The 23,950-nt window shown below is 31.4% G+C and carries 28 protein-coding genes; 2 read left to right on the forward strand and 26 right to left on the reverse strand.

All coding sequences use genetic code 11. The features are described from left to right. Window positions 1-30: 30 nt before the first annotated feature. The 23 genes from BN1865_RS08505 to BN1865_RS08615 form a co-directional block, all read right to left on the reverse strand. The gene (locus BN1865_RS08505) at window positions 31-1,794 is read right to left on the reverse strand and encodes a class I mannose-6-phosphate isomerase (RefSeq protein ID WP_050636839.1); all 1,764 of its coding nucleotides are present in this window, start codon (window positions 1,792-1,794) and stop codon (window positions 31-33) included. Between the two features lie 15 nt (window positions 1,795-1,809). Continuing rightward, window positions 1,810-3,555 (reverse strand): class I mannose-6-phosphate isomerase, encoded by a 1,746-nt coding sequence (locus BN1865_RS08510; protein ID WP_050636840.1) that lies wholly within the window; start codon window positions 3,553-3,555, stop codon window positions 1,810-1,812. Window positions 3,556-3,571: 16 nt separating this feature from the next. Beyond that, window positions 3,572-4,534: a class I mannose-6-phosphate isomerase gene (locus BN1865_RS08515; RefSeq protein ID WP_050636841.1), complete on the reverse strand. Its 963-nt coding sequence runs from the start codon at window positions 4,532-4,534 to the stop codon at window positions 3,572-3,574. Then, window positions 4,534-5,343 carry an HAD-IIB family hydrolase gene (locus tag BN1865_RS08520; protein WP_050636842.1) on the reverse strand — a complete coding sequence of 270 codons (810 nt, stop codon included), beginning with the start codon at window positions 5,341-5,343 and terminating at the stop codon, window positions 4,534-4,536. Before BN1865_RS08520 ends, BN1865_RS08515 begins: the two co-directional genes overlap by 1 nt. A gap of 14 nt (window positions 5,344-5,357) precedes the next feature. Further along, on the reverse strand, window positions 5,358-6,206 hold the full coding sequence (locus tag BN1865_RS08525; RefSeq protein WP_050636843.1) for a PTS system mannose/fructose/sorbose family transporter subunit IID: 849 nt from the start codon (window positions 6,204-6,206) through the stop codon (window positions 5,358-5,360). Then, window positions 6,203-7,006, reverse strand: a complete 804-nt coding sequence (locus tag BN1865_RS08530) for a PTS mannose/fructose/sorbose/N-acetylgalactosamine transporter subunit IIC (RefSeq protein ID WP_050636844.1) — start codon at window positions 7,004-7,006, stop codon at window positions 6,203-6,205. The genes BN1865_RS08525 and BN1865_RS08530 overlap by 4 nt, the downstream gene beginning before the upstream one ends. A gap of 3 nt (window positions 7,007-7,009) precedes the next feature. Further along, the gene (locus BN1865_RS08535; RefSeq protein ID WP_050636845.1) at window positions 7,010-7,513 is read right to left on the reverse strand and encodes a PTS sugar transporter subunit IIB; all 504 of its coding nucleotides are present in this window, start codon (window positions 7,511-7,513) and stop codon (window positions 7,010-7,012) included. Window positions 7,514-7,609: 96 nt separating this feature from the next. Next, window positions 7,610-8,011 carry a PTS sugar transporter subunit IIA gene (locus BN1865_RS08540; RefSeq protein ID WP_050636846.1) on the reverse strand — a complete coding sequence of 134 codons (402 nt, stop codon included), beginning with the start codon at window positions 8,009-8,011 and terminating at the stop codon, window positions 7,610-7,612. A gap of 11 nt (window positions 8,012-8,022) precedes the next feature. After that, window positions 8,023-8,859 (reverse strand): aldo/keto reductase, encoded by an 837-nt coding sequence (locus tag BN1865_RS08545; RefSeq protein WP_050636847.1) that lies wholly within the window; start codon window positions 8,857-8,859, stop codon window positions 8,023-8,025. 160 nt (window positions 8,860-9,019) lie between these two features. Continuing rightward, entirely contained in the window at window positions 9,020-9,766 is a 747-nt protein-coding gene (locus BN1865_RS08550) for an EFR1 family ferrodoxin (protein WP_050636848.1), read from the reverse strand. Window positions 9,767-9,778: 12 nt separating this feature from the next. Then, window positions 9,779-10,123: an ArsR/SmtB family transcription factor gene (locus tag BN1865_RS08555; RefSeq protein ID WP_050636849.1), complete on the reverse strand. Its 345-nt coding sequence runs from the start codon at window positions 10,121-10,123 to the stop codon at window positions 9,779-9,781. Window positions 10,124-10,135: 12 nt separating this feature from the next. Further along, window positions 10,136-10,909 (reverse strand): nitroreductase family protein, encoded by a 774-nt coding sequence (locus BN1865_RS08560; protein WP_050636850.1) that lies wholly within the window; start codon window positions 10,907-10,909, stop codon window positions 10,136-10,138. A gap of 128 nt (window positions 10,910-11,037) precedes the next feature. Next, the gene (locus tag BN1865_RS08565; protein WP_050636851.1) at window positions 11,038-11,976 is read right to left on the reverse strand and encodes a 3D domain-containing protein; all 939 of its coding nucleotides are present in this window, start codon (window positions 11,974-11,976) and stop codon (window positions 11,038-11,040) included. Window positions 11,977-11,991: 15 nt separating this feature from the next. Then, window positions 11,992-12,750, reverse strand: coding sequence for a TatD family hydrolase (locus tag BN1865_RS08570; RefSeq protein WP_050636852.1), 759 nt, complete (start codon window positions 12,748-12,750; stop codon window positions 11,992-11,994). Window positions 12,751-13,048: 298 nt separating this feature from the next. After that, a complete protein-coding gene (locus tag BN1865_RS08575; RefSeq protein WP_050636853.1) occupies window positions 13,049-14,005 on the reverse strand; it encodes a ribose-phosphate diphosphokinase in 957 nt (318 codons plus the stop codon). Between the two features lie 18 nt (window positions 14,006-14,023). Next, window positions 14,024-15,421, reverse strand: coding sequence for a bifunctional UDP-N-acetylglucosamine diphosphorylase/glucosamine-1-phosphate N-acetyltransferase GlmU (gene glmU, locus BN1865_RS08580; protein ID WP_050636854.1), 1,398 nt, complete (start codon window positions 15,419-15,421; stop codon window positions 14,024-14,026). An 80-nt stretch (window positions 15,422-15,501) separates the two neighbouring features. After that, window positions 15,502-16,362: a 4-(cytidine 5'-diphospho)-2-C-methyl-D-erythritol kinase gene (gene ispE, locus BN1865_RS08585; protein ID WP_050636855.1), complete on the reverse strand. Its 861-nt coding sequence runs from the start codon at window positions 16,360-16,362 to the stop codon at window positions 15,502-15,504. 7 nt (window positions 16,363-16,369) lie between these two features. Beyond that, complete coding sequence (locus tag BN1865_RS08590; RefSeq protein ID WP_050636856.1) at window positions 16,370-17,116, reverse strand: sporulation peptidase YabG; 747 nt, start codon at window positions 17,114-17,116, stop codon at window positions 16,370-16,372. A 26-nt stretch (window positions 17,117-17,142) separates the two neighbouring features. Further along, complete coding sequence (gene rsmA / locus BN1865_RS08595) at window positions 17,143-17,958, reverse strand: 16S rRNA (adenine(1518)-N(6)/adenine(1519)-N(6))-dimethyltransferase RsmA (protein WP_050636857.1); 816 nt, start codon at window positions 17,956-17,958, stop codon at window positions 17,143-17,145. 69 nt (window positions 17,959-18,027) lie between these two features. Next, window positions 18,028-18,672 (reverse strand): LytR/AlgR family response regulator transcription factor, encoded by a 645-nt coding sequence (locus BN1865_RS08600; protein WP_050636858.1) that lies wholly within the window; start codon window positions 18,670-18,672, stop codon window positions 18,028-18,030. Further along, window positions 18,665-19,249 (reverse strand): hypothetical protein, encoded by a 585-nt coding sequence (locus BN1865_RS08605; RefSeq protein WP_050636859.1) that lies wholly within the window; start codon window positions 19,247-19,249, stop codon window positions 18,665-18,667. Before BN1865_RS08605 ends, BN1865_RS08600 begins: the two co-directional genes overlap by 8 nt. Before the next feature lie 15 nt (window positions 19,250-19,264). Then, window positions 19,265-19,780: a hypothetical protein gene (locus BN1865_RS08610; RefSeq protein WP_050636860.1), complete on the reverse strand. Its 516-nt coding sequence runs from the start codon at window positions 19,778-19,780 to the stop codon at window positions 19,265-19,267. Between the two features lie 117 nt (window positions 19,781-19,897). After that, the gene (locus BN1865_RS08615; protein WP_050636861.1) at window positions 19,898-20,893 is read right to left on the reverse strand and encodes an Rpn family recombination-promoting nuclease/putative transposase; all 996 of its coding nucleotides are present in this window, start codon (window positions 20,891-20,893) and stop codon (window positions 19,898-19,900) included. 228 nt (window positions 20,894-21,121) lie between these two features. Here BN1865_RS08615 and BN1865_RS08620 point away from each other — a divergent pair, with 228 nt between their 5' ends. Both BN1865_RS08620 and BN1865_RS08625 read left to right on the forward strand, forming a co-directional pair. Continuing rightward, the gene (locus BN1865_RS08620) at window positions 21,122-21,625 is read left to right on the forward strand and encodes a 3H domain-containing protein (protein ID WP_050636862.1); all 504 of its coding nucleotides are present in this window, start codon (window positions 21,122-21,124) and stop codon (window positions 21,623-21,625) included. 135 nt (window positions 21,626-21,760) lie between these two features. Beyond that, window positions 21,761-22,339 carry a hypothetical protein gene (locus tag BN1865_RS08625; protein ID WP_050636863.1) on the forward strand — a complete coding sequence of 193 codons (579 nt, stop codon included), beginning with the start codon at window positions 21,761-21,763 and terminating at the stop codon, window positions 22,337-22,339. A 33-nt stretch (window positions 22,340-22,372) separates the two neighbouring features. On the opposite strand, the gene BN1865_RS08630 is transcribed toward BN1865_RS08625, so the two are convergent. The 3 genes from BN1865_RS08630 to BN1865_RS08640 are packed head-to-tail and all read right to left on the reverse strand — an operon-like array spanning window position 22,373 to window position 23,916. After that, window positions 22,373-22,906 carry an RNA 2'-phosphotransferase gene (locus BN1865_RS08630; protein WP_050636864.1) on the reverse strand — a complete coding sequence of 178 codons (534 nt, stop codon included), beginning with the start codon at window positions 22,904-22,906 and terminating at the stop codon, window positions 22,373-22,375. Between the two features lies 1 nt (window position 22,907). Continuing rightward, window positions 22,908-23,429, reverse strand: coding sequence for a ribonuclease M5 (gene rnmV, locus BN1865_RS08635; protein WP_050636865.1), 522 nt, complete (start codon window positions 23,427-23,429; stop codon window positions 22,908-22,910). A gap of 55 nt (window positions 23,430-23,484) precedes the next feature. Next, a complete protein-coding gene (locus BN1865_RS08640; protein ID WP_050636866.1) occupies window positions 23,485-23,916 on the reverse strand; it encodes a hypothetical protein in 432 nt (143 codons plus the stop codon). Window positions 23,917-23,950: the final 34 nt, after the last annotated feature.

Here is a 23,950-nt window from a genome sequence, read left to right on the forward strand (position 1 = left end):
TATCAAAAATTAGGGTATATATACCCTAATTTAATGATAAGCATCACCCATATCCATATAACATTCTAAAACTGCAAGTTCTTCTTGATCCTGACAAATAGGCTTAATGACATACTGACCCACACTAGCTGGAATAAAAACAGCTTCTGCATAATGTATAATGATAGGTTCAAACTTCTGAAGCAGACTGATAATCTGGGCTTCTTCACCTTCTACAAGAACATGAAGTTTCACATGATCTTTTGTTTCAAAGAAGATTGGCTGATTAAACCAATAACGATCAACTTTTAATAATTCATATTCCATTGTTCCACTATGTTCCTTGCGCCAACCTGTTCCTCTTGCAACTTCATTCTTTTTAGAAATCAAATGTTTTTTCACAAATTCACTCTGATATTCTTCTTGAATAACTTTCGCTCCATGTTCAATATTAATTGGACGTGGTTTTCCATCAGCATCAATACGACCCCAATCCCAAAGTTTAAATGTTTGAAAACCAATTGGATTAATTTCTAAAACAAGTGTATCTTTTCCTGAAGCATGAATTGTTCCACTAGGAATAAAAATATGATCATGTGTTTTCATTGGAAAACAATTAATATACTTTTCATCATCAAATTGTCCTGTAACTTGTGCCTGTTTAAAAGCTTCAACTATTTCTTCCTTTTTGACACCTTCTTTTGTTCCTAAATAAACACATGAATTTTCATTTGTGTCTAACATATAATAACTCTCATAATGTCCAAATTGAGAATTAAAAACTTCTTGACCATATGCAATATCAGAATGGACCTGCAAACTTAAATTGCCACCTCCCCATGTATCTAAGAAATCACATCCAACAGGACAATTGTAGCCAAACCAGAAATAATTTTGATGACCTAGGAATGATAATGGTTGATATTGGATTATATCTCTTCCTACAATTCTCATTTCATGTTCCCCTACTTTAGCTAAGGCATTTTGAAAATTCATCCAGCCAGTCATACCCCAGGCTGTATTCTCTTTATCCAAACCACCATTTAAAACATCTTTACACCAGTGTCCACCCCAAATTCCTCGATTAAAGAAAGGTTCAAGTTTAAATGGATGACTAGCAAAATATGTTAAGGTCCTTCTAAAATCATCTCCTGTCACCATAACAGGCTGACCTTGAGTATCTCCATCAATCACATAATCCATATAAGAAAACATATGGCGTTTATGATTATCTAATAAGCGTGCTTCTACAAAATTAAAACGTTTTTCTTTAGTTAATGGATCTTCCTTTTCATTATGAGCTCCCCAATTAGGTAAATCTTCAAAATATCCATCTTTAATACGTTGAATTGTGACATTATGATAGATGAAAAGATCACCTCGACTAATAATACCTGCTCCTACACCATAAACAATAACTAATCCTGTTGCCACTTGGATATCTTGTTTTGCCTGTTCAACTTTATCCAAATCAAAATACTGTTTGATATCACCTGTAATAAAGACACCATTAATACGATCTTCAGTAATAAATTGACCTAATCGTTGTTGAATCATTTCCTCACTATAACGGATATTATTCATATCAATAAGTAATTGTGGATGCAATGCATCAATCAATAGTTCCTTTAATTCTTGATGATTGACTTCATAATAAGAGTCAATCACAACAACACACGGTCTTTTTAATGTTTGAATATGACTATCAATGATATTAAAAATTTGATCATATCCCAAATAAGATGTTGTCTGTGGAATTTCAAAGACAGGATGTAAATCAAAGTTTGGTGAGCGTGTTTTTATTTTTTCATACATAATTTTTTCCTCCCTTTAAATATCCATATAGATTTCTAATAAAGCACATTCTGTATTTTGAGATTGACCATAAGGTCTAACAGTATATTGACCTGCTGCTGCAGGAATAAAGACCGCCTCAGCATAATGAATAATCATTGGTTCAAAACTATCATCTAAACTTTCAATAATAGCTTCTTCTCCTTCTACTAGAACATGTATCATAATACAATCATTTGTATCAAAATGAATAACCTGACTAAACCAATAGCGATTCACTTCCATTGGTGCTTCAAAAGGCATAGTTCCACTTCTTTCTTTACGCCAGCCATAGCCAGAATCTACTTCAGGATGTTTAGAAATAAATTGATCTTGAATCATTTGAGTTTGAAATTCTTCTTGAATAACATGTTTTCCATGTTCAATATGAATTGGTCGTGGTTTTCCATCATAGTCTACTCGTCCCCAATCCCATAACTTAAAGGTTGTAAAACAGAACATATCAATTTCCAAAGTAAGAGTATCTTTACCAGATGAATGAATCGTTCCACCAGGAATAAAGACATGGTCATGTTTTTGAACAGGAAAATGATTAATATATTTTTCATCATCAAATTGTCCAGTTTCCTGTGCTTTTTCAAAAGCATTGACAAGTTCATTTAACTTAACCCCATCTTTTGTCCCTAAATATACTGAACTGTTTTCATTTGCATCCAAGAAATAATAACTTTCATAATGTCCCCATGAAGAATTAAATTCCTCTTGTGCATAAGCAAGTGTTGGATGAACTTGTAAGCTTAAATTTTCACCACCCCATGTATCTAAGAAATTAACATGTAATGGACAACGATATCCATATAAATACCAAATTTTACGTCCCAATGTCTCCTTTGGATAATATTGAATCAAATCAGTAGAAGGAAATTCAAAAATACAGTTATGAATATCAGCCGCAACTGCCTGCCAATCTAAAAAACCAGTAATTCCCCAAGCTGTATTCTCTAATTCTAAACCTGCACCTAATACTTTTTGACACCAATGACCTCCCCAAACACCTTTTGAAAAAATAGGAATTGGTTTAAATGGTGTCTTTGTAAATTGTTGAATCATATATTCATAATCATTATGATTCAACATAACAAAATCATTATCTCTATTACAATCAATAACATAATGACTCTTTTGAGTCATTTTTCTTTTATGTTTATCTAAAACCCGACTTTCTAAGAATAGAAAACGTTTTTCTTTACGAAGATACTCCTCATCTTCATTTTCTGCACCCCAATTTCCCATTCCTTTCATCATTCGCTCTTTAACTGTTTGATAACTAATTGATCCATAAATCGTTATATCTCCAGCATGAACAAGACTAGCACCAACACCATAAACAACTGTTAATCCCTTAGCCTCTTTAACTTTATTTTGTAATATAGTAATCTTATCGTGATCAAAAAATTCTTCAATTTTTGCAAAGCTAAACACTCCATTTACTCTATCATCAGTAATAAAGTTATGAAAACGTTCATCTAACAACTCTTTAGAATATCTTGCTTCATCAACACAGATAACACAATCTGGATGAAGTGCATCAATAATTTCTTTTTCAATGATTGCCTGATTTACCCCATAATAATAATCAATACAAACAACTGTTGTAAAATCTATTCTTTGTTTTTGGATTTCATTAACAATAGATTGAAATCCAGAAAGAGGTTCTCCACAATTAACTTTCTTAATTGGATACAATTCAAAATTAGGTATTCTATTCTCTATCTCATACATATATATACTTCCTTTATTAACCCGAATAGGCTAATAAAGTCATTTCTCCTTCCCACAATAATTTTTTTGTATTCGCAGTAATAAGAAAACTATCACCTGCTTTCAATGCGACACCATCAATACTGCCCTGACCTTCAATCACAAAAGCACCTAAATAAGGTTTAGGCATTGAGAATTCCCCTGAACCCATAACTACATATTTAAAGACTGAAAAATTCTCATTATCTGTTAGTTTAACTTCTGTTACATCGCCATTTTGGCGATATTGATAATGTGTATCCTGACAAACAAATGGTACCAAAATATTTTCCTTAGCTAAATCAACATGTGTATCTCTTAATTGACCATGACGATCTAAACGATCATAATCATAGAAACGATATGTTATTGGACTTGGATTACAAACTTCCATAAAAGTTGTGCCTTTTTGAATTGCATGAAGTGTTCCAGCCTGAATATTATAAAAACTTCCTGGCATAATTGGATAACGCTTCAATAATCCTTTCCAATCTTTTCTTTCAATATAATCCTCTAAATCTTTCATTGTTTTAGCATTATGACCCATAACAATATCTCCATGTGGTTCACAATTAACAATATACCAGCTTTCACTTTTTCCATGTTTTCCTAAATGTTTCATTGCATAATCTTCTGTTGGGTGGACTTGGACACTTAAATCTGCACATGCGTGTGCAATTCCCATTGCAACAGGAATATGTTCCCATCTTAAAGTTGAAGGTGTTCCAAATAATTCTGGATGTTCATCATACAATTCATTTAATTTTCTCCCTTGATAACTTCCACTTAATATTTCATTAGCATCTTCTGGCAATCCACTCATTGCTCCTAAGCCTGTAATTTCATCGATACACATACCTTCTGGTACATATTTTTCAACATGATAATGGTGAACCAATGTTCCATCTCCCCATAAAGCTGTTGAAAAAGTTGGTTTTAAAAATATATATTTTTCATTCATTATGATATCTCCTCTAATAAATATTCAATAGCTGCACTGACTGAATCAACAATTCGGGCAGCTGCTCTTTGTGCTTTTTTATCTCCATGAGTCATACAAAAACTATTCTGAACAAGTTTCATCATGCCTATATCATTTTGACTATCACCAATAACTGCAACATCTTCGATGGGTATATCATTGATTTCTAAATATGTTTGAATGCCTTGTTCTTTGGTTGCTATTGGCATAGTGATATCAAAACTTGTAGGTGATGTGACTTGACATTGTAACAGTGAATCTTGGAATACATTGTGATATACTTTGGAGAACTGAAAAGCTTCCTGAGGTGTTGTAAAGATATAATTGATATGAATAATAGGATATTTTTCATTGCGTAAATATTCTTCTAATGGATATGGATATATTTTTTGATTTTTGTTGTGTTCATTACAAAAGAGTTGATATGGATATGAACCTATTTCACCAAATATATACATATTTTCAGTATTTGTTACTTTTAACATAGATTTATATTTACTCATTTTTTGATATAATTCATTCAATTCATATGAAGAAAAAGGATATAGTCTGACAACTTCATGATTCATATAGATTTCTGCTCCATTCCATCCAATACAGTCAAAATCATAATCACATAACTTATCAGTTATATTGTTTAAGAAGGAATGATGGCGTGCAGTTGCTAAAGCAAATATATGTCCGCACTTTAGCCATCGTTTTATAGACTGCTGATCTTGATAAGTTATATCTTTCGTCTTGGGTTGTAGCAATGTATCATCTAAATCACAAAATATTATCTTAACCATATCCTTCACCTCATTTATACAATTCCTAATACGCCTAATACAATTGCAATAACCAAGTAAACTCCAATTAATTTAACAGCATTCATTTTCTTTTTCTTTAATAAATAATAACCTAAGAAAACTAAGCACATTGGGATCAATTTTGGAAAAATTCCATCTAATATTTCCTGGAAATTAATAGTACTGTATTCACTGACATATTGGGCAGTAATCGTAAAATTAACATAACTTGCTGTAATTGCACCGACAACTGTTAAACCTAAAACAGACATAGCATCCTGAATTCTTGACATCTGCTTACCCAAAAGAATATGGACTGCTTCACGACCAGATTTATAACCCTGCATATAGAATAATCTAGATAAAACAATATTAAATGCATAAATAGCAGCAACAGCAAAGACTGCACCAAGAGCACTACCACCTGATGATAGACCTATCGCAATACTTAAGATAATTGGTGGAAGTGTTGCTTGTGTAACAGCATCACCAATACCAGCTAACGGACCCATTAATCCAACTTTAATACTGTTAATAAATTCATCCGTCATCTCTGTTCCATTTCCTCTTTCTACTTCCATTGAGGCAACAATTCCATTAACAACAGCTCCAAAAACAGGATTGGTATTATAAAATACAGCATGACATTTTAAACGTTTAACCATTGTTTCTGGATCATTTCCATAAAACTTCTTAAAAATAGGTAACATTGAAAGAATAAAACCTGGTGCTTGTAATCTTTCATAACCAAAAACAGTTAAACAATATTTAAACCAAGAATACCAGCTTTTATTAATTTCTTGTTTTGTAAGTGTCACCTTACCGTTCTCTAATTCTTGTTGTTCATTTGTTTTTTGACTCATAACAATTCGTCCTCCTCATCTTCGGATTGACTTGACTGATCGTCAGAATGATTTCCCATAAACATATAATACATAACTGCTAAACATGTTCCAATGACTGCAGTTGCTACCATGTTTAATCCTAAAAAAGTAATACAAACAATACCAATTAAAAAATATATAATAAATTTAAAGTCTTTAAGTGTATATGTCACCAAAATAGAAATACCAACAGCAGGTAAAATACCACCAAGAACACTAGCAATATGTAAAACCAATTCTGGAATAGAAGCTAATAAATCAGCAGCATAAGCACTACCCAGCATAACAATGGTAAAAGTCAAACCAAATCTAATTACAAAACTTGTAATTGGAGGTAAAACCATATAAGCCATCTTCATTTTTTGAATATTATTTTCAGCAATATATTTATCTCCTAATTGATAAAAGATTGAACATAAAATTTCATATCCAGTAAAAACAGCTGCTCCTAAAACACCAACTGTTGCCGCCAATGTCACAGCAACCGTCGCATCTGCACCAGCCAACATTGCTAATGCAATAGATGGATAAGAAACAAAGGCCATATCAGCGGTTGCAACTCCACCAATCAAAACTTGTCCTAAATACATCGCCTGTATTGCTGCACCAATTGTTACACCTGTAGGAATATCTCCTAAAATGACACCTACAATTGTTCCACCTACAATTGGTTTAGACAAAGCATCAGAAAATGCTACACCTAAAGGCTGTGGATTTTCAACACTACCTAACCAACATGCAATACCAATTAAGATTGCCTGTATAACAGTAATTTCCATAAATTACTCTCCCTTCACTAAATCATTTTTCACTGAATCCCAATTTAACCCTTGTTCATCTGGAATCAATTTAAAATGTATTTTTATTCCTTTTGCAGTCAATTCATCACAATATTGAAAGTCTTTTGGTGATAAATAAATATTGTTATAAACTTTCTGCGTCCCCTCTGCCTTACTAGCAGTTCCAAAAATGATTTCATTACCAAAATCAACACCTTGAACACTTAACTGATAGAGTTGTTCAATCTTCTTAGCAATCAAATAATATCTTTTCTTACCAGAAACAGCTTTAGGAATTTTTTCAATAGCCTGTTCAACTGTAAAGATATAAACCTTTTTCCCAATGGCATTTCCAGCATTCACAAAAACTTCCTTTAAAAACTCATCATGCCCTAATTCATCGTCAACCAACAAAATAATAGCATCTCCCTGTCTTACCTTAGACCACATTAAAACAACCTGACCATGAATGAGACGATCATCAACTCTGACTAAACTTAATGACATATGAAACCCTCCTCTCCTTTAAAGTTATCGTGTTGTCGTGTTGTCATGACATCTTACATTATTAAATTACCACATCTCTATTAAGATTGCAAGGGCTTACAGCTTTTTTTCAAATTTTGTAAGTGATTGTTTAGCACTTTCTAAAACTTGTAAACATAAATCTTCTGTTCTCATATCTGTTGAAGCAAAAATAGCCACTTCAATAATCATTGCTAAATTCATTCCTGATAATAAAACTGCTGAACTTTGATGACTTAAAATATATCGACAACACTCATTATAAGGTGTCGCATTAGGAATATCTGTAACAATAATCATTTCATCATATGTCTTTTCCATTTGACTTAATTTTGTCTCCAATTGTTTTCTAAACAATTCTACGCCTTCTTCTCCTAATGATAATGTATCAATATTTTCTTTTTCACCAACTATCATTTGACAACTTTCATAAATGCCTTTACATAATGTTCCATGTGTAACCAATAGTATACCTTTCATAACTCTCTCCTTTAAAAATCAGCAAAATCTGGATGACTGCCAATCTTTCCATTCTCGCTACTTAAACTTCTTAATCTTTCTATATCCGTTTCTTTAAGGCTGAAATCAAATATATCTAAGTTTTCTTTTATTCTTTCTAATGTTTGTGATTTAGGTAATGGAATAATGTGATTGTCAATGGCATATCTTAAACATATTTGAGCAGGTGTCTTATGATAAAGACTTGCTAATTCTAAAATAAGTGGATCACTTAAAATTTGACCTCTTCCTAATGGACTGTAACCTTCAATAACAATATGATGTTGCTGACAATACTGAATTGTTTGCCAATCAGCATAGTAAGGATGAAATTCTATTTGATTCACACTCACCGGAATTTTGACAGATAATTCTTCTAAGTGATGTTTCATAAAATTACTTACTCCTAAAGCTCTTATTTTTCCTAATGCGTATAATTCTTCCATAGCTGCATATGTTTCATTATTCAATTCCACATAATTTTCACGATACTTTTTAGGGGCTGGCCAATGTATTAAAAATAAATCTACATAATCCATTTGTAAACGTTTAAGACTATCTTCAAAAGCTTGTAATGTTTCTTCTCTACCTCTAAAATCGTTACTTAATTTTGTGGTCACAAAAATCTGATCTCGGGGAATCCCACTTTCCTTAATAGCTTGACCTACTGCCTCTTCATTTCCATATCCCATAGCTGTATCAATATGTCGATATCCAGACTGGATAGCTGCAAGAACGCATTTTTTAGCTACTTCTAAATCATCTAACTTCCATGTTCCTAGCCCAATTTGAGGAATAAAAACATTCTCATTTAACTGAATTGTTTCCATTATTTCACCTTCTTCCTTTATATTGTAATGATGTCATGTCAACATTATAATACATCTCATCATAAATGATGTCAACTCTTGATTAAATAATTTACTTATTTTAATCAAAAAATATACTCAACAAACTTTATACTTATGTTTGAAGAGTATATTTCCAATATTATTTAGGACAAAGATAGCGCTCTTTACCAATACTTTTTTGTCCATATTCAATAGCAGCTTTAGGACAACGTGCAATACAAGCCATACAATGTGTACAATTTCCCTGCCACAATGGTTTCCCATCAACTAACTTTATATTTTTTAATGGACAAACTTGAACACATTTTCCACAAGTAATACATGCATCTGTTGCGTAAAACTTTTTATCATGAACAAATAACGGATAGAAAACATCATTAACAATACCACTATTTAATTTATCTTTCATGGTTATTTGAACTTGAGGGAAATTTTGATTTTGTTTGATATATTTTGCTATTTTTACAATCTCATCTTGGGCTTTATCGATGATGGGCATAACCTTCTTAGAAGGCGTTGTATCAAAGAGTGCTATATAATTTTCAGGCATAATCACTTCCTTGCACCCTTTATAATTTAGTCCTTTAGATTCTGCAAGCTTTTGAAGATATTTATCTGCATTTCCTTTAGAACCAGCACAACTCATTACAAAATAAATATCTTGATGACCATTAAGCTGAGTCTTTTTTAACCAGTTATTTACAATTCTTGGAATACGCCATGCATAAGTTGGTGTCACAATAATCCAAGGTTTTTTTGAATCAATGATACTATAATTAAGACACTGAATTTTATCAAAAAGATTTATTATCTCATCATCAACTTCTTTAGCAAGCCTGCTTGCGATTAATTCACTATTCCCTGTTCCTGAAAAATATAAGATCATTTTCTGCTCCTCCTATTTCTTAATATGCAAAACACTTTCATAAACCAGTTCAACTAAATCCACAATTTCTTTCCAGCGTTCCTCATTACCACTCATATAATAATAATTACGTGTTCCTACTCTATTCATATTGACAATTCCAGCTTCTTTAAGAATTTGTAAATGATGGGATACTGATGGTCTTGATAAATGGGCTTCTTTTGCGATTTGTCCAACTCGCTTTCCTGACAAATCACTTTGCAACAAGACAAGGATTATAACTTGTCTTGTTTCATCACCAATGGCTGTTAATACCTTTTGACAATCTTGAAAACCCTGTGTGATTTTTTCAATACGTTGTTGACAATCGTCTTTCATGTTTATTTCTCCTTATATATATTTGATATTTGATTTTTCTCTTGGGGCACTTCGTTGATATTGAACTTTTGGATAACCCATCACTAAAGCAGTGACTAATTTTTGACCTTTAGGTAAATCTAACTGTTTTTTAATCTGACGTGAATGGTTAGCAGCCATTGTAAAAAAGCCACTATATAAAACTCCCAAACCATATGCTTCTGCAACAAATTCCATATTTTGTGCTGCGAGAGCAGCATTAATATGATCTTTTGATGCAACCAAGATGACTTTTGGTGCTTCAAAAAAGAAAAAGTGATCAGTTATTTCATTTCTTTTTGCCATTGAACTCATTAAATTAGCAATTGGTTTTATCTTTCTAAATAATGATACAGCCATTTTCTCTAATTTGTCTTTCTCTTTATCTAAAACAATCAATGTAACATCCTGAGCATTTTTAGCAGTATGTGTTAATCTTCCTGCCTCAAGAATATTTTCTAGGATATCTTGATCAATATCTTTCTTTTGAAATTGTCTAATTGTTCTTCTAAAACGAATTGTGTTTAATACATCTTCAGGATTTAATCGATAATTGCCTTGCTTTAACATAGGCTCTTCATCATAACCACTTATAGAAACTGCATTTTTGGGACATATTGCTACACAATGTCCACACATAATACATTCATTATCAATAATAGATGCTTTTGTTTGTTGTAATTCTATATTTTTTGCTGGACAATCTTTAATACACATTTGACATCCTATACATTTTTGGGAATTAATATTTATTTGATGGTTTTTCATAAATATACCTCTTTCGTTTACTTTCATTAACCATTATATCAAAGTCTTATCAAATTGTAATAATGGTAAAGATATTCGTTACCATTAAATTCACCCCAAAAGAAAAAGGATAACTCAATTGTTATCCTCTATCTCCAAAAGTTAGCATTTCCACTACCAAGTGAAACAACTTCAAAACGAGTATTATTTGAAGTTCCACCTCTAAAATATGAGTTTCCAGAACCTTCACTACCCTTAAATATATCAATTTTATTACCTTTAATGGCTCCACCACGATCTACAACAATACCATAAATTGTTCCATCAGTTTTTAAATTATGATTAGAAATCTTTATAATTGTTCCAAATGGAATAGAACGATCTGCAGCTAAGCAGTAATATTTTTGTCCTTTATAGTATAAATATGGTGAATTAGAACCATTCACACCTGTTTTGGCAGATAATTTAATACCTGTAGAAGATGTTCCTCCACATCCATTACAATCTCCACCATATGTTGTCAAACGTCCTGTAAATGTTGTTCCTTTACTTACACCACCATATCTAATGACTTTATCTACTGGTTTTTCAATGATTTCTTCTTTGATCACTTTTCTATTTGTTTCATTACCATTAGCATATGTCATTAAATAAGTACGTTTGATCTTTCCATCTTTACCTTCTTGTTCAACAGTTTTTGTCCAACTTCCATTTCCTTTAGTCACTGTTGAATATTCTAATGTTTCTACACGAGTCATTGTTTTTGTTTCAACTCTTGTAATTTTAATCAGATCATTTTGTTGGACAACTGTATCTTTATCTTTATTTAAAGTATCATTCTTATCTAATTCTATATTTAATTCATTCAAAACATTTGATACTGTGTCCTGCTTGACTAAATAATCTTTTTCCTCTTGAATACCATCTTTTAACTTAATATCCACAGTTGGAATAAAATTCTTAATTTGTTCTACGGCTCCTGATGATACTGTCGCTAACATAACAATAACATAAACGCAAGCCACCGCTAAAATTCCTTTTGTACGGCTATCCGCCGAGACAACGATTTCTTTAGCTTTCTTTAACATAAATAAATATCCTCCTTATTTAATCCCAAACATTCTTTTGGCATTAAATGTTGTGATTCTAGCAACGTCTTCTATCTCCATGTTCTTTAGCTTTGCTATTTCCTGGGCAATATACACAACATTTGCTGGCTCATTCAACTTTCCTCGAAATGGGTGAGGTGCTAAATAAGGACAGTCTGTTTCGATCATTAAATGATCAATACCAATTTCCGTAGCCACCATTTTTGGTACTTTTGCATTCTTAAATGTCACTGGTCCAGCTAGTGAGATTTCAAAACCAATCTGAATATATCTCTTCGCCATTTCAACTGATCCACTATAACAATGCATAATGCCACGGTGTGCTGCCTGCTTTAACATACTATAAGTATCTTCATAGGCGTCTCTTGCATGAATAACAATTGGTTTATCATGTCTTTTCGCAATATCTATCTGTTTTTGAAAGATATCTTTTTGTTTATCACGTGGAACATCATCCCAGTAATAATCAAGCCCAATCTCGCCTAAGGCGACAACACGTGGGTTTTGTAGTAATGTTTCAATTTCATTTAAATCATCTTCTGTAGTATCCTTGCAGTCATTTGGACTTATACCTACTGTTGCATAGATAAATGGATACTCACAAGCTATCTCCACAGCTCTTTTTGATGATGATAAATCATATCCAGCCACAACAATATATTCTACGTTACTTGCAATGGCATGTTGTATGAATATATCTCTGTTTGCATATAATTCATCGCTATTTAAATGTGTATGTGTATTGAAGTACATCTCTTTCACCCTAGGGCATAATAACAGAAATGATAACCTTTGTCAAATTTCTAAATCTATTAAATGAAAAATAGTTGCTTTTTATCGACATTTTTCACTATTCCTTGCAGATAAGACCCATACTTATTTGTAGATTTAACAAATTTTTGTCATAATATTGTCACATTTCTATGATTGTAAATATTTCATCAAAGATTGTAGACAATTTCTATAATCACACTTATTCTCTACATATTATATCTGTTTAAAGCTTTTTTAGTCGAAAAAAAGAGTTTATCTTTTGATAAACTCTCATCTATTAACCTTTAAAATCAAATTGAGTGAAAACATCACTAACTGGTAAATTATTTTCAATACTTTCAATTGTATGAGCTAATAATTCAGCAACACTAATTTGTACTAATTTATCGAATTGTTTATCTTCTGGAATAGAAATTGTATCAGTAATGACAACTTCTTTTGCAATACAATCTTTTAATCTACCAATTGCTGGTCCAGATAAAACACCATGTGTACATGCAATATAAACATCTTTAGCACCTTTATCTTTCAATACTGATGCTCCGGCTACGATTGTTCCAGCAGTATCAATCATATCATCAATTAAGATACAGTTTTTACCTGAAACATCTCCAATAATCCCCATAACCTCTGCCACATTAGGTTTTGGTCTTCTTTTATCTATAATTGCTATTGGACAATCTAATAGTTCTGACATTTTTCTAGCACGTGTTGCTCCACCATGATCTGGAGAAACAATACATAAGTCTTCAATATTTTTATTTTTAAAATATTTACAAATAAGAGGTAGTGCCTGCATTTCATCTACTGGGATATCAAAGAATCCTTGAATTTGTGCGGCATGTAAATCAATAGTGACAACTCTTGTTACACCTGCAACTGTTAATAAATCAGCCACAAGACGTGATGTAATTGGTTGTCTAGGTTTTGCTTTTCGATCTTGCCTAGCATATCCAAAATATGGCATTATCGCTGTGACTTCTTTGGCAGAAGCTCTCTTCAAAGCATCTGCTAATACCAAGATTTCCATTAAATTTTCAGTAACAGGATTAGATGTTGATTGAACGATAAAAACATCTCGCCCTCGCACTGATTCACCAATCTCAACTAAAATTTCTCCATCTGCAAAATGATGAACATCACATTTCCCAACTTCAGTACCTAATTGCTTAGCGATTGATTTTGCTAAATCTTGACTTGATGATAAAGCAAAAATAGTTATGTTATTTTTCATGTTTACCTCTTTTTCTCCTTATTTTTTGTTATTTCTACGATTATATTCTTTGATTCTTGCTTCTTCTAAAACTTTACTATAACCTTTTTTATTTTCTTGTCTTGCTCGTGCAATAGCCATAGCATCTTCTTCTACTTCTTTTGTAATAGTAGACCCAGCGGCAATATATGCATTTTTTCTCACTGTAACTGGTGCTACTAAATTTGTATTACATCCAATAAATACATTATCTTCTATTTTTGTTAATGATTTATTCTTTCCATCATAATTTGATGTAATTGTTCCACAACCAAAATTAACATCTTTTCCAACTTCAGCATCTCCCACATATGTTAAATGCGAAGCCTTACTTCCAGCCCCAAATAAAGCCTTTTTCATTTCCACAAAATTCCCTAAATGAGCATGTTCCATAATATGACAATTTGTTCTTAATCTTGCATAAGGTCCAATATCAACACCATTTTCAATAATAGAATCACTTAATACAGAGAATTTAATAACAACATCATCTTTAATCTCCATATTTGTAAATTCACAATAGGGTCCAATATGACAATTGTTCCCAATAACTGTCTTTCCTTTAATAATACATCCTGGTTCAATCGTTGTATCAATACCAATCACAACATCTCTACCAATATAAGTATTTGCAGGATCAACAATATTGACACCATTTAATAAATGTTCTTTATTGATACGGTCTCTTAGAATCTGTGTTGCTTCTGCTAATGCAACACGATCATTAATTCCACCTACTTCATTAAAATCATCAATTTTAAAAGCATCTACTTTTAATCCTTGTTCATTCATGATTCCAATGACATCTGTTAAATAATATTCATTTTGAGCATTTTGATTTGTCACTTTTGATAAAGCATCAAATAATGCCTGATTATCAAAACAATACTCACCAGTATTCATTTCAGTAATATCCATTTGTGATTCTAACAAATCCTTAAACTCAACAATTCCCTTGACTTGCTCATTATCTTTAATAATTCTTCCATAATGAGTTGATGTATCACAATCAGCACTCATAACAGTAGCCTGATTATGATTTTGTTGATGATAATCAATAATTCCCTGCAATGTTTCTTTACGCACTAGCGGTGCATCTCCACATAATACAAGAGTTATTCCTTCTTTATCAGCAAGTTTATCTTTAGCTTGTAATACTGCATGTCCTGTTCCCAATTGTTCATTTTGATAAACAAATGTTACATCATCAACAATCGCTTCCACTTGCTGAGCACCATGTCCAACAACGACAATTGTTTCATCGACACCTAATGCTTTTAATTCATCTACAACATGATTAATCATTGGCTTATATAAAACCTCATGTACGACTTTCGGTTTTTCGGACTTCATTCGTGTTCCTTTACCGGCAGCTAATACGACAGCATATACTTTCATATCTCTCTCTCCTTAACGCCACTATTCTAACAAAAATTACATAAAAAAAAAAGAGGAAAGAAGAAATACTTACCTTATTTTCAATATTTTTCTTCCTCTTCCTGTAAGATTTCAGTCTTTCTGACAAAATTATATTTATTTTGGAAATAAACATAACCTGATTCTAGGATTTTTTGGTCTTTTGTCAAACCAAAAACACATGATCCACTTCCTGACATTAATGCACCATCAAAACCTAATTCAAGCATTTCTTTTTTTATCAATTGTATATCAGGAACAATATCTAATGAAGGTGCTTCTAATGTATTTCCAAGATGTTCAACAACACTTTGATAATCATTATTTTCAATCGCTTCCTTCATTTTTAAAATTGCTGGATGAACAGCAGTCTTTAAATCTAACATACCAAATGATTTTTTAGTAGGAACTCCCTTTTTAGGTTTCACTAATAGTAAATAACAATTAAACTGATGTTCAATAAATTCTAATTTTTCTCCAATCCCTCTTACCAAAGCCATTTGCTGATAAATACAAAAAGGAATATCAGCGCCAACTTCTTTACCAATACTTGCTAATGTTTCTAAAGAGAGATTTAAACGAAACATTTGATTCATCGCTCTTAAAACAGCTGCTCCATCAGCACTTCCACCTGCTAGTCCAGCTTGGGTTGGGATATGCTTATAAATATGAATCTTCACACCCGCATGTAGATGATAACGCTCTATCAATATCTTTGCGACCTGATACATAATATTTCTTTCATCAGTTGGCATACGATACGTATTAGATGTAATTTCAATTCCTTTATTGATACGATCTATATAAATCAAATCATGAAGCGTAATGGGTGCCATAATCATATCTAATTCATGATAACCATCATCACGCTTTCTGACAACATCTAGTGCCAAATTCACTTTTGCATATGCTTTTACTTTCAATTTTTCATCATCCTCTCGTTGGATATATTTTACGGGCAACTCCTTTTGTGTCTATACCACCTATGCCACTTTGCTTATGTGAAGTATGATTAATAATTTCCTCAATATCACAATAATTTCTAACACTTTCATTCGCAACTAAACTTGCTACATAAACAGGATCTAAAGCATGAATATTAATACGTTTAGGACTGGATGCAAAGTTTGCCCCACTCGCTAACAACATTTCATAATAAGATTGACATGCTCCTGCAATGATAATCAATGCATCTTTATCACTTTGATAGACCCTTGCATTTTTTATAGCTTCCACATAGTCATAAGAATGCTGATACTGACTGATATCTGATTTATCTCTTTCTTTTCTTAAAGCATCATGACCAGTAATCACTAATATTTGTGGTTTATGCTTTTCTAATAAATCAACAACCTGATCTTTCATCTCTGCTTCAGGCATATAATAACAATCCGCTCTTATTTTTAATTCGTCATATTTCTTTTGACACATATTTAAATATTTTTGATCACCATCTAAGTGTAAAACCTTACCTCTTATGACGGGTTGTCTTGTGATTGTAAATTCCTGTTCAGGTTCTGGCTGAATTTCACTTAACTCTAAATCTTCCTCTTCGCTATCTGCAATCAACCTCAGTTCAACACCTCTTAAATAATAAACATTTTCTTTTATATCAAAAATCTCAAATAAAATATCTCCTTGATATTTCTTTCTAACAACATAATCTCCAATTTTCATAACCTCACCATATTAATATATGATTTTTATAAAAATTGTGTGAGTTTTAAATAATCATCTATTGTTAATTCTTCTGGTCTTTTTTGTTCAATAATTTGACATTTTTGCAATACATCTTTTGTTTGATCATGAAATACATTTTTTAAATTATTATAAATAGTCTTTCTTTTTTGTTGAAAAGATTGTTTCAATATTCCTGTTAATAATGGATTATATGTTTTATCTATATGAATTCCAATAATTGCACTATCAACTCTAGGTGCTGGTGAAAAAACATTTTTAGACACCATCATATCTAAATGAATATCCCCAACACTTTCAATCATAAAGGTTAATGGACTATGGTAATTGGGATCTGTTAATTTCAATGCCACTTCTTTTTGTACCATTGCATGGATACTTGATAGAGCTGCTCCTGAAGTCAATATATGTTCTAAAATATCAGTTGTAATATAATATGGTAAATTAGCTACAATGCAAATATTTTGATAATCCTGTTTTAGTCTTTCTACTGTTTCTTTTAAAGGAACCGTTAAAAAATCTTGAAAAATAATTTCAATATTTTTAAATTCACCTAATGATTCTTTTAAAACATCTTCTAATCGTGTGTCTATCTCATAACACAATACATGTCCAGCATGATAACTCAACTGTTCACTTAAAGCACCAATACCAGGTCCTATCTCAATTACACAAGTTTGTTTGTCAATATGTGTTGTTTCAACTATTTTTTTAATTGTATTTAAATCTATCAAGAAATTCTGTCCAAATTTCTTAGCAGCCTGCAATTGATACTTTTCTAATAAATACATTGTATTTGATTTTTTTGCTATGTCTTTCATCTCATCACCTTTATTTATTATAGCATAAACATTAAAAAATAGTGATATTTTCCTTAATCAAAAATGAACTCATTGATTGAGTTCATGAATTGTTTCTTTATACATTCGCCCTAATGGAATAACCTCTCCATTATTTAAATAAATTTCTTTTGCATTATAACTTTTAATTTTTCTTTTATTCACTACAAATGATTTATGAACTTGAATAAAACCAACTTCTGATATCTCCTTCATAAGTTCTTTGAGATTTTTTCTTTCATGCATCTCACCATTAATTGAATGAATAATAATTTGATGTCTTAATGATTCGATATAAAATATATCTGAAAGTCTGATTTTCACTTTCATAGAACCCTTTTGATAAATATAATAACGAAAATGTTCTTGAATTTGTTTTAAGACGACATCTTTATAAAAATAGAGTTCATTTTCTAATTGATGACTTTTAAAATACAAATTAATTTGATAACATAAACTTTTTTGAAGAATTTCAAAGTTTTCTGGTCCTATCATATAAATAAGAGTATCCAAATTTCTCTTTATATTCATATACTTTTGTAAGTCATCCTGACATTTTATTTCGATAAAATAAATGTCATATTGTCTTGTCATAAGAAATTCATTAATTTCAAATTCTTGGATATTCTCTTTTAAAAATGTTTCAATCATTTTCTTTTTTATTTGATCTTGAGAGATAATTGTACATCTAATCATCTTGATCAGCCTCCAATTTCTCTAAGTAATATGATAAATAACCACCCGTATTTAAGTAATCCAATATTTTCAGTGAATCTTTAAATTGAATGCCATGATTTTTAAGATATTCTACTGCTTGACAAAATGTTTCTCTATCTCTAGTAACCAATGACTCAAATGTATAAGTAGAACCATCATACATATTCACCACAAACAATAAATCATAACCATAAGTTCCAAATGGTGCTCTATTGACTTTTTGATACGTTACCTTAATATAATCAATCTGATCTAAATTGAGCATCATTTGATAAACATGCTTTCTATGCCATAGGAACTGATAGAAACCCATAATTTTATCTATAAAAGAATAATGATAAGTATAATATAATTTATTCTTATCAACTTTCCACATCACCTGACAATAAGCAATGCCTGGAATGACAATTCCTATTAAAATAACATCGAGTACAATTGCAAATAAGCGAATGCCCTGCCATGCATTTGCATCATACAAAAAATAAGAAAAAATAAATATGACGAATGTATATGCGAGTGCTGACTTTAATTTAGGTTGACCAACTTTTCTTTCCATAATAATCCTCTTTTCTTATTTATTTTTAAAATAAACAACTGTAGAAATAATGAGTATGCTAAGTGCAATAACAAGATAACTATTGTGTAAAAGAAATCCTAAAAATGATGAATTATGATAGGGTGTAGTAAAAGTATACCACAGTCCAAATATGGCTAAAAGGATAAGTCCCTCTTTAATACCTAGGCTTGCTATAGTGGAGTATGAATTTCGCGTATTTTCCCCAAATAACTCTTTTTGATTGGATGGCATGTCTTTATACATAACCAGATAATCTTCATAGTTATCAGGTGATGATGATAATAATTTCCATCCATCATTTTGATACTGACTTATTACTTTTGGAGACACATTTAATAATTGATAGACTCTCTGATCATTATTTGATTTCACAAATCGATAAATATTGACTTTTAATGGCGCAAATAAAGTAAATGGAATTATCGTTCTTAAAATATAACCTTTTTGGGCTTTCTTATTGAAATAAGCCTCTGTTGCTACTGGATTTAAATCACTTTTTATTGTATACATTTTCTAAACCTCCTTACACCTGTATTATACTCTCTTTTATAAAACAAAAAACAACCCTGACATCAACAGATTATAAACGGCTCCAACTGCATGAATTTAAAAACGGATGAGTTCATCTCATCCGCTAATCATTTTAAATATATCTTGTTCACTATTAATAGAAGCATAATGATTAACCAATAGATCAAGCTGTTCTTCATTGCATGCCTGAATCTGATTCGTCACTTCATCCGACAAATTTCCTAACTTTGTTTTCAATAGATTCGTAATCACTTCGATCTTTCCAGCTTTCAGGCCTTCTTTTATTCCAGCTTGTAATCCTTCCTTCTTTCCAACTTTTAAGCCCAATTCTCGACCTTTGTTTGTTGCTTTGTTTAATGCATTCGTTACACTTGTACACATATCAATTTCCTCCTTTTCTTCCTGTTCAATCATTCTTAATATTCTTTCTTCTCCAATAATCGTTGCAACGACTACCGCTGCTTCCTTTGACATCACCATTCCTATTAAATGACTGATATCCCCATCCCAGCAATAGAACTGCTGAACTGCTCCAATCACTTTCTGATTATCCTCACAGTGGAGTTTCTCATTCACTTCAATGGTCTTGATGTCAATGACATTTAAATTCCAGTTGTTTATCTTTTCTCTGATACTTTCTGGAATCTTCATCATATCTGTCAGCGTTCTTGGCTGTATCCAATGTCTTTGCCCAGTATATAATACAAAGGTAATCACTGGAATAGGATGAAAGGCTCTTCTTGCATTTCTGTCTGACTGGTTATACTGCTGATTGTAGCCAATCGTATCATACATCAAAACCCGAAAAGGCATGGAGTAGTCAATAGCCTGCTGATGTTCAATAGCGATAATGACATCAATATCATCGATCTTTGCAAGCATGATGGAATCCCTCCGCTTGCCAACGGAAGCAATCCTCTCATCCTGATAGAAGACAGTCGAACTGTCACTATCAAAAACTAGTAAATCAGAAGGTGCGATCTTCTGTCTGCCATTAAAAAGAAACAAATTCACAAAATCAGCAAATCTCAGCTTATCCTTAAGAAAATCAGCGACAACATCTGCTGGTTTTGTTTCTAATAGTTGATTCATAAACAATTCCTCCTTTTTATATGAAAAGGCAGTAAAAACAGATGAGGAATGTCTATAAGGACATTTTATAATATTTGCTATAAGAAAACAATGATTTATCATATTAAAAATATCCCTATACTTATATATACACAAAAAAATTCCATTTTTCTTTTTTTATTTGAAAAAAATATAAATTATTTAAAAAAACATAAAAATCATATATAATTGGACAAAGAGGTGAACATCATGGATAGAAAAGATAAAATTATAAAATTAATACAAAAAAATGATAAGCCAATCTCCGCAAGTAAGTTAGCTTCTCAATTAGGTGTAAGTCGTCAAATTATTGTTGGAGATGTTGCCTTACTTCGTGCAAGTGGATATAACATTATAGCAACTCCTAGAGGGTATATTTTAGATCAGCAACAAAATCATGGAACCTATACGATTGCTGTTAAACATACACAAGAGGCTTTAGAAGATGAACTTTATACGATTGTTGATTTAGGTGGTTCTATTATTGATGTTATTGTAGATCATCCCATTTATGGACAATTGACTGGAAAATTACATATATCATCTCGTTATGATGTTGATCAGTTTTTAAAAAAGGTACATCATGGACAAGCCAAACCATTAAGTCAATTAACTGATGGATTGCATCTTCATACAATCCAATGTCAAAGTCAAGAAATATATCAGCGTATTATAAATGCATTAGATGAAAAAGGATATCTTTTTAAAAAATAATGATAAGATAGTATGTAAGTGCTATCTTTTTTTATTGTGAAATTTTTGTCTTGACAACCCGTCTATTCTGTATATAATAGGTCATAACATGTGTCATGACACATGTTATAGACACATATAAAAGGAGAGGGTATTATGAATACACATAAAAAAATACAGACAATGGTTTTATCTGCATTATTAATTGCGGTAGGAGTTGTTATTCCAATGATTTCACCAATTAAGATTCAAGTTGGGCCAATGTCATTTACTTTAGCTTCACATGTTGCGATTATGATTGCATTATTTGTTTCACCTGCAGTTGCAATTGCTGTTGCATTAGGAACGACTTTAGGCTTCTTGTTAGCTGGATTTCCAATTGTTGTTGTATTGCGTGCATTATCTCATGTTATTTGGGCTGGAGCTGGTGCATATTACATACAAAAGAACACTGATTTATTCAAATCACCTACTAAGACATTAGGATTTAATTTAGCAATTGGATTACTTCATGCCATTGGAGAAATGATTGTTGTTATCCCATTCTACTGGGGAGCTGGAATGGATTTACAAGCATTTATTTATATGGTCTTTGGTTTAGTTGGATTAGGAACAATTATTCATAGTTCTGTTGATTTTGTTATTTCTTTAGTTGTTTGGAAAGTTTTATCAAAAAATGCCAGCATTGCCAATATTGCTAATGTCAAAACTGTATACTTAGTAAAAAATGCATAAATATTAAAATGGATGAAAAAATCATCCATTTTTTTAATCCTGACTTATATATTGTGGGGGTATGCTATCAGATAACCAAACTGTCTCATTACCCAAATAAAATGAAATACCATCTTGGTAAGCCTTATACGCTTCAATCTTTAAAATAATTGGAGATGAATCATGGCGTTTGCCAACTTGTAATGCTGTTTCCTTATCTAAAGATAAATGGACATATTGTCTATTCATTGGTTGTAATCCTTTTTGCATAATTGAAGGGATAAATCGCTTAGCTGTTCCATGATATAAGATATGGGGAGGAACTTGTTGTTCCTTTTTTATTTTACTTTGTAATGAATGACCATAATATGCTCTTATTTTATGATTTTTCAATTCATATCTTTGTTTATTGGAACATTGCATAAGTTCAATAATATTCTCTTCTGTTAATTGACCATACTTATCTTCCAAAGCCTTTAGTAATTGTTCAACCTCAACCCAACCTTGTTCATCCATAACAAGATGATATTGTTCTGGATGATGTCTTAATGCAAAAGAAATTTCTTTTCCTAATTGTGTATAATTCATATTATTCACCTAGTTTCTCTAAAATATCCTGTTTTGTAATTTGTGCCATATTTAATCTCTTAAATAATGTTTTAGCATTTCCATATCCTAAATGAAAGAGATCATAAACTTTCATTCGTCTTTTCTTATCTCCAATAATATCTAAAGAAATAAATTCCGGCCATGTAATCGTTTCAACATCTTTAGTAAATGTCACAACATTTTTTAATGCTTCTATAATTGCTTCTTCACGTGCTTCAGCTATACCTAACTTTTTCTCTCCAATAGCATCTTTTTTATCAACAAAAGCCTGTTTAATATTTGGTACCCTTTCAATAATGATATTACGAATACGCATACCAGGATAATCAGGATCAGTTAAAACAATAACACCTCTTTTTAGATTAGCCTGTTCAATTAAATCTAAAGTCTTATCATCAATAGCCAAGCCATTTGTCTCTATTGTATCAGCATCAAATAATTTTTTTATAACAGCGGTATCTGTTTTTCCTTCTACCACAATAACTTCTTTAATCTTTTCCATTTATATCACCATTTTTATTATACTATGGCAAAAGAAAAAGGAAAGATAAACTTTCCTACTTTAAACCTCTAAATACACCTAAAACATCTTCAGACAATCCATCAGAAACAATAATCATATGACCATTAACTTCAACTTTACGACCATCATTTCCTAATTTCTTATCTTTTACAATACGATCATAATCATCACCATCTTCATAACGATAAACATCAATATTCCCATTTTCAGTTACATAACGGTATCCTTCAACACCACCAATTGATGTTGCATCCAATGTATCTTTAGAAGTATAAGTAATATTCTTATCTTTTAAACCACTTTCAAAACGTGTATACCAATCATTATTTGTGTTGTCATTGTTGTTGGTATTGTTATCAGTGATAGAATTATCAGATGTCTTGTTATCATTATTGTCCTTTGGCGTATCATTACGACATCCTGTAAAGACTGTTAAACATAATAAAAGCATTAATATTTTTTTCATTTTCTTACCTCCATATAATTATCATGCTCATTAT

Origin of the sequence: Candidatus Stoquefichus sp. SB1 (assembly GCF_001244545.1) — a bacterium.
Lineage (GTDB): Bacteria > Bacillota_I > Bacilli_A > Erysipelotrichales > Coprobacillaceae > Stoquefichus.